Here is a 6,224-nt window from a genome sequence, read left to right on the forward strand (position 1 = left end):
GAATCAATTTCTTAAATAAATCAAACAAAGATATTGAAAAAGTGAATGATAAATGATATAATTCTATTATTGTTCGTAAAAATTAAAAGGAGATTGATAATGGACAAATTATTTAAACTAAAAGAGAACGGTACAGACGTTCGTACAGAGGTTCTCGCTGGTTTAACAACTTTCTTTGCAATGAGTTATATTCTCTTTGTAAACCCACAAATTCTTTCGCAAACAGGAATGCCTGCTCAGGGTGTATTCCTCGCAACGATTATCGGTGCAGTTGCTGGTACCCTGATGATGGCCTTCTACGCCAACTTACCATATGCTCAAGCGCCAGGTATGGGGCTTAATGCCTTCTTTACCTTCACAGTCGTATTTGGACTTGGTTATTCATGGCAAGAAGCCCTAGCTATGGTCTTCATCTGTGGAATTATCTCATTGATTATCACTTTGACAAATGTTCGTAAAATGATCATTGAATCGATTCCAAATGCCCTTCGCTCAGCTATTTCAGCTGGTATCGGTGTCTTTCTTGCCTACGTGGGAATTAAGAATGCTGGACTTTTGAAATTTACGATTGATCCAGGCAACTATACTGTTGTGGGAGAAGGGGCTGACAAAGCTCAAGCAACGATTGCAGCCAACTCTTCAGCAGTTCCAGGATTGGTTAGCTTTAATAATCCAGCTGTTTTGGTGGCTCTTGCAGGACTTGCCATTACTATCTTCTTTGTCATCAAAGGGATTAAAGGGGGAATTATCCTCTCTATCTTGACAACAACTGTTCTTGCTATCGCAGTTGATTTGGTAGATTTGTCTAGTATTGATTTTGCTAATAACCATGTTGGTGCAGCTTTTGAAGATTTGAAGACAATCTTTGGTGCGGCTCTTGGTTCAGAAGGTTTGGGAGCTTTGATTTCAGATACAGCTCGCTTGCCTGAAACTCTGATGGCCATTCTTGCCTTCTCATTGACAGATATTTTTGATACAATTGGTACCTTGATCGGTACAGGTGAAAAAGTTGGTATCGTAGCGACAAATGGTGAAAATCATCAATCAGCTAAGTTAGACAAGGCTCTTTACTCTGACTTGATTGGTACTTCAATTGGTGCCATCGCAGGTACTTCGAACGTAACGACTTATGTTGAGTCTGCTGCTGGTATTGGTGCAGGTGGACGTACTGGTTTGACAGCCTTGGTTGTAGCTATCTGTTTTGCGATCTCAAGCTTCTTTAGTCCACTTCTAGCGATTGTACCAACAGCCGCTACAGCTCCAATCTTGATTATCGTTGGGATTATGATGTTGGCTAGCTTGAAAAATATCCATTGGGACGATATGGCTGAAGCGGTTCCTGCTTTCTTCACATCTATCTTTATGGGATTCAGCTACTCTATCACTCAAGGGATTGCAGTTGGTTTCTTGACTTACACTTTGACTAAGCTTGTCAAAGGTCAAGCTAAAGATGTTCATGTCATGATTTGGATTTTGGATGCCTTGTTTATCCTTAACTACATCAGTATGGCCTTATAATAGGATAACCCAGGGGGATTTTCCCCCTTTTTTAATACAAAGGAGATGGGTGATGAAAGAGAAAAGTATCTGGAAAGAATTATTGAATCGTGCAGGCTGGCTGTTAATCTTTTTGCTGGCGACAATTTTATATCAGATTCCTATAGGGCTTACTGCTATTTTAACCTTAAGAGAAGTACCGCTATTACAGTCAGGACTGATAGTTGCTGGTATTTCGATTGTGGTTCTGGTGCTATTTATTATTGGAGCTCGTAAAACGCAATTAGCAAGTTTTAATTTTTCTTTTTTTAGAGCTAAGGATTTGGCACGTTTGGGATTAAGTTATTTAGTCATTATCTGTTCAAATATACTTGGTTCTATCTTGTTGCAACTGTCAAATGAGACGACAACAGGTAACCAGTCTCAGATTAACGATATGGTTCAGAATAGTTCTCTGATTTCCAGTTTCTTCTTGTTGGCCTTGCTTGCTCCAATTTGTGAGGAAATCTTGTGCCGTGGGATTGTTCCTAAAAAGATTTTCCGAGGAAAAGAGAACTTGGGATTTGTAGTCGGTACGATTGTGTTTGCTTTATTGCATCAACCAAGTAATTTACCTTCCTTATTGATTTATGGAGGTATGTCGATCGTTCTATCTTGGACGGCTTACAAGACCCAACGTTTGGAAATGTCTATCTTACTTCACATGATTGTGAATGGGGTTGCTTTCTGTTTGTTGGCTCTTGTGGTGATCATGAGTCGGACATTAGGGATTTCTGTTTAAGATTTTTGACAATTGCTTACTTGTTTCTACTGGGAAAAAGATGAATGCAATCGTGTCCATCTTTTTCTTTTTATGGTAAAATAGAGAAATAATATGGTGAAAAGCCTTGAGGGAGTGACCGATATGTCAAGTAAAGCCAATCATGCAAAGACAGCTATTTGCGGAATTATCAATGTAACCCCAGACTCCTTTTCGGACGGTGGTCAATTTTTTGCTCTTGAGCAAGCACTCCAGCAGGCTCGTAAATTGATAGCAGAAGGAGTCAGCATGCTAGATATCGGTGGAGAATCAACTCGGCCGGGAAGTAGCTATGTTGAGATAGAAGAGGAAATCCAGCGTGTTGTTCCAGTGATCAAAGCTATTTGCAAGGAAAGTGATGTCCTCATCTCTATCGATACTTGGAAAAGTCAGGTGGCAGAGGCTGCTTTGGCTGCTGGTGCCAATCTAGTCAACGATATCACAGGTCTCATGGGTGATGAAAAAATGGCTCATGTGGTCGCTAAGGCTGGTGCGAAAGTAGTCATTATGTTTAATCCAGTTATGGCGCGACCTCAGCATCCTAGCTCACTCATCTTTCCTCATTTTGGCTTTGGTCAAACTTTTACAGAGGAAGAGTTAGCTGACTTTGAAAAAATGCCAATCGAAGAATTGATGGAGGCTTTCTTTGAACGAGCACTAGCGAGAGCAGAGGAAGCTGGTATTGCTCAAGAAAACATCCTGCTGGATCCAGGAATTGGCTTTGGTCTGACCAAGAAAGAAAATCTGCTTCTTTTACGGGATCTGGATAAACTACATCAGAAAGGCTATCCAATCTTTCTTGGAGTGTCGCGCAAGCGGTTTGTCATCAATATCCTTGAAGAAAATGGTTTTGAAGTCAATCCTGAGACAGAAATTGGTTTCCGTAATCGGGACACGGCTTCGGCTCATGTAACTAGTATCGCTGCGAGACAGGGTGTAGAAGTGGTGCGCGTGCATGACGTAGCTAATCACAGGATGGCAGTTGAAATTGCTTCCGCTATTCGTCTGGCTGATGAAGCGGAAAATTTAGATTTAAAACAATACAAATAAGATGAAAGAATTTGAAAACAATCAGTGGATTGCTAACTACCGGACGGATCAACCGCATTTTGGCTTGGAACGAATGGTGGAACTGTTAGCTTTGCGTGGCAATCCCCATCTCAAACTCAAGGTCATCCATATCGGAGGGACCAACGGCAAGGGTTCGACCATTGCTTTTTTGACAAATATGCTGAAAAAGCTAGGGCTGAGAGTTGGCGTGTTTAGCTCGCCCTATCTCATTCATTATACAGACCAGATTAGCATCAATGGGGGATCCATTCCAGAGGCTAGACTAGAAGCCCTCATGGCAGACTATCAGTCTTTGCTGGAGGGAGAAGCGGTCGCCAATTTGCAGGGGACAACCGAGTTTGAGATTATCACAGCCATAGCCTATGATTACTTTGCCTCGGAGCAAGTAGACGTGGCTATCATGGAAGTCGGCATGGGTGGACTTTTAGATAGTACCAATGTCTGTCAGCCCATTTTGACAGGAATCACGACTATTGGATTGGATCATGTGGCTCTACTTGGTGACACCTTGGAAGCCATAGCAGAGCAGAAAGCTGGTATTATCAAACAAGGTATTTCCTTGGTGACAGGTCGCATTTCTCCAGATGCTTTGGCTGTGATTGACCGCATTGCAGAAGGGAAAGATGCGCCGAGACTTGCCTACGGGGCAGATTATCAGGTCAGCCATCAAAAGAGTGTGGTGACAGGCGAAGTCTTTGACTATACAAGTGCTGTCAGACAAGGTCGCTTCCAGACAGGTTTACTTGGTTTGTACCAAATAGAGAATGCTGGGATGGCCATAGCTTTACTTGATACTTTTTGTCAAGAAGATGGTCGAGAACTAGCAAGCAATGACTTGCTTGCTCAAGCCTTGGAAGAAACAAGTTGGCCAGGGCGTTTGGAAATCGTGTCAAGAGATCCCTTGATGATCTTGGATGGGGCCCACAATCCCCATGCTATCAAGGCTTTATTAGCAACCTTGCAAGAACGCTTTGCGGATTATCATAAGGAAATCCTCTTTACTTGTATTAAAACCAAGGCCTTGGAGGATATGTTGGACTTGCTGGGGGCCATGCCAGATACCGAGCTTACTTTGACACATTTTGACGATAGTCGGGCGACTGATGAAAGCGTGCTGAAAGAGGCAGCTAAGTCTAGAAATCTCAGCTACCAAGGTTGGCAGGATTTTCTAGAGCAGAAATTGACAGATAAAAAAGAAGAGAAACAAACAGTTAGGATTGTCACAGGTTCCTTGTATTTCTTGAGCCAAGTGAGAGCCTATCTGATGGAGAGGAAGAACGAAAATGGATACACAAAAGATTGAAGCAGCTGTAAAAATGATTATCGAGGCTGTAGGAGAGGACGCTAACCGCGAGGGCTTGCAGGAAACACCTGCTCGTGTGGCTCGTATGTACCAAGAGATTTTTTCAGGTCTTGGTCAAACAGCGGAGGAACATTTGTCAAAATCCTTTGAGATTATTGACGATAATATGGTGGTAGAAAAGGATATTTTTTTCCATACCATGTGTGAACACCACTTCTTGCCATTTTATGGTAGAGCGCATATTGCCTACATTCCAGATGGTCGTGTGGCAGGTTTGTCTAAGCTAGCCCGTACGGTTGAAGTTTATTCGAAAAAGCCACAAATTCAAGAACGGTTGAATATCGAAGTGGCCGATGCCTTGATGGACTATCTAGGTGCTAAAGGAGCCTTTGTTGTCATTGAGGCGGAACATATGTGTATGAGCATGCGTGGTGTCAGAAAACCAGGCACTGCAACCTTGACGACAGTAGCTCGTGGTCTATTTGAAACAGATAAGGACCTCCGAGATCAGGCTTATCGTTTAATGGGACTATAATACTCTTCGAAAATCAAATTCAAACCACGTCAGCTTNNCCTGCGGCTAGCTTCTTAGTTTGTACTTTGATTTTCATTGAGTATAAAAAGAATCCGCTTCAAGCGGATTTTTCGAGAAAGGAATCATTATGGATCAACTGCAGATTAAGGATTTGGAAATTTTTGCCTATCATGGTCTTTTTCCCAGTGAGAAAGAATTGGGCCAGAAGTTTGTCGTTTCGGCCATCCTATCCTATGATATGACCAAAGCGGCTACAGACTTGGATTTAACGGCTTCTGTCCATTACGGAGAACTGTGTCAGCAGTGGACGACTTGGTTTCAGGAAACGAGTGAGGATTTGATTGAAACGGTAGCCTACAAACTGGTGGAACGTACTTTTGAGGCCTATCCTCTTGTCCAAGAAATGAAGTTGGAGCTGAAAAAACCTTGGGCACCGGTGCATTTGTCACTAGATACTTGCTCGGTAACCATCCACCGTCGCAAGCAGCGAGCCTTTATCGCCCTAGGAAGCAACATGGGGGATAAGCAAGCAAACTTGAAACAAGCCATTGAGAAAATGCGAAGTCGAGGTATCCATATTCTCAAAGAGTCCAGTGTCTTGACGACGGAGCCTTGGGGTGGTGTGGAGCAGGATAGCTTTGCTAATCAGGTGGTTGAGGTAGAAACATGGTTGCCTGCCCCAGTCTTGTTAGAAACATTGTTGGCTATTGAGACAGAGATGGGACGGGTGCGAGAAGTGCATTGGGGACCTCGTTTGATTGATTTGGACTTGCTCTTTGTGGAGGACCAGGCCATTTACACAGATGAGCTTATCTTGCCCCATCCTTACATAGCAGAACGCCTTTTTGTTCTTGAGTCTCTACAAGAAATTGCGCCTCATTTTATCCATCCGACATTAAAGCAACCTATTCGCAACTTGTATAATGCTTGGAAACAATAGAAAAAACTCTAGTTTTCAGTCACTTGCAACTGAAGGCTAGAGTTTTTATACTCTTCGAAAATCTCTTCAAACCACGTCA

6 protein-coding genes are annotated in these 6,224 nt (G+C 42.7%); all 6 read left to right on the forward strand.

Annotated elements, in window-relative coordinates; all coding sequences use genetic code 11:
• Positions 1-99: 99 nt before the first annotated feature.
• The 6 genes from HT722_RS05895 to folB all read left to right on the forward strand — a co-directional run bounded on the left by HT722_RS05895 (position 100) and on the right by folB (position 6,145).
• Positions 100-1,518, forward strand: coding sequence for an NCS2 family permease (locus HT722_RS05895; protein WP_173278069.1), 1,419 nt, complete (start codon positions 100-102; stop codon positions 1,516-1,518).
• A gap of 52 nt (positions 1,519-1,570) precedes the next feature.
• On the forward strand, positions 1,571-2,278 hold the full coding sequence (locus HT722_RS05900; RefSeq protein ID WP_173278071.1) for a CPBP family intramembrane glutamic endopeptidase: 708 nt from the start codon (positions 1,571-1,573) through the stop codon (positions 2,276-2,278).
• Positions 2,279-2,371: 93 nt separating this feature from the next.
• Positions 2,372-3,346 (forward strand): dihydropteroate synthase, encoded by a 975-nt coding sequence (gene folP / locus HT722_RS05905; RefSeq protein ID WP_173278073.1) that lies wholly within the window; start codon positions 2,372-2,374, stop codon positions 3,344-3,346.
• Position 3,347: 1 nt separating this feature from the next.
• On the forward strand, positions 3,348-4,670 hold the full coding sequence (locus HT722_RS05910) for a folylpolyglutamate synthase/dihydrofolate synthase family protein (RefSeq protein ID WP_000657461.1): 1,323 nt from the start codon (positions 3,348-3,350) through the stop codon (positions 4,668-4,670).
• Positions 4,651-5,205 (forward strand): GTP cyclohydrolase I FolE, encoded by a 555-nt coding sequence (gene folE / locus HT722_RS05915; protein ID WP_000380916.1) that lies wholly within the window; start codon positions 4,651-4,653, stop codon positions 5,203-5,205. The genes HT722_RS05910 and folE overlap by 20 nt, the downstream gene beginning before the upstream one ends.
• Before the next feature lie 127 nt (positions 5,206-5,332).
• The gene (folB, locus tag HT722_RS05920) at positions 5,333-6,145 is read left to right on the forward strand and encodes a dihydroneopterin aldolase (RefSeq protein WP_173278075.1); all 813 of its coding nucleotides are present in this window, start codon (positions 5,333-5,335) and stop codon (positions 6,143-6,145) included.
• Positions 6,146-6,224 lie beyond the last annotated feature (79 nt).

It is taken from the genome of Streptococcus sp. 53 (assembly GCF_013276565.1).
GTDB lineage: Bacteria > Bacillota > Bacilli > Lactobacillales > Streptococcaceae > Streptococcus.

Excerpts from the sequence above, each read along its gene's own strand:
- HT722_RS05895 (WP_173278069.1), top strand. The coding sequence starts at position 100 with ATGGACAAATTATTTAAACTAAAAGAGAACGGTACAGACGTTCGTACA.
- HT722_RS05900 (WP_173278071.1), top strand. The coding sequence starts at position 1,571 with ATGAAAGAGAAAAGTATCTGGAAAGAATTATTGAATCGTGCAGGCTGG.
- folP (WP_173278073.1), top strand. The coding sequence starts at position 2,372 with ATGGTGAAAAGCCTTGAGGGAGTGACCGATATGTCAAGTAAAGCCAAT.
- HT722_RS05910 (WP_000657461.1), top strand. The coding sequence starts at position 3,348 with ATGAAAGAATTTGAAAACAATCAGTGGATTGCTAACTACCGGACGGAT.
- folE (WP_000380916.1), top strand. The coding sequence starts at position 4,651 with ATGGATACACAAAAGATTGAAGCAGCTGTAAAAATGATTATCGAGGCT.
- folB (WP_173278075.1), top strand. The coding sequence starts at position 5,333 with ATGGATCAACTGCAGATTAAGGATTTGGAAATTTTTGCCTATCATGGT.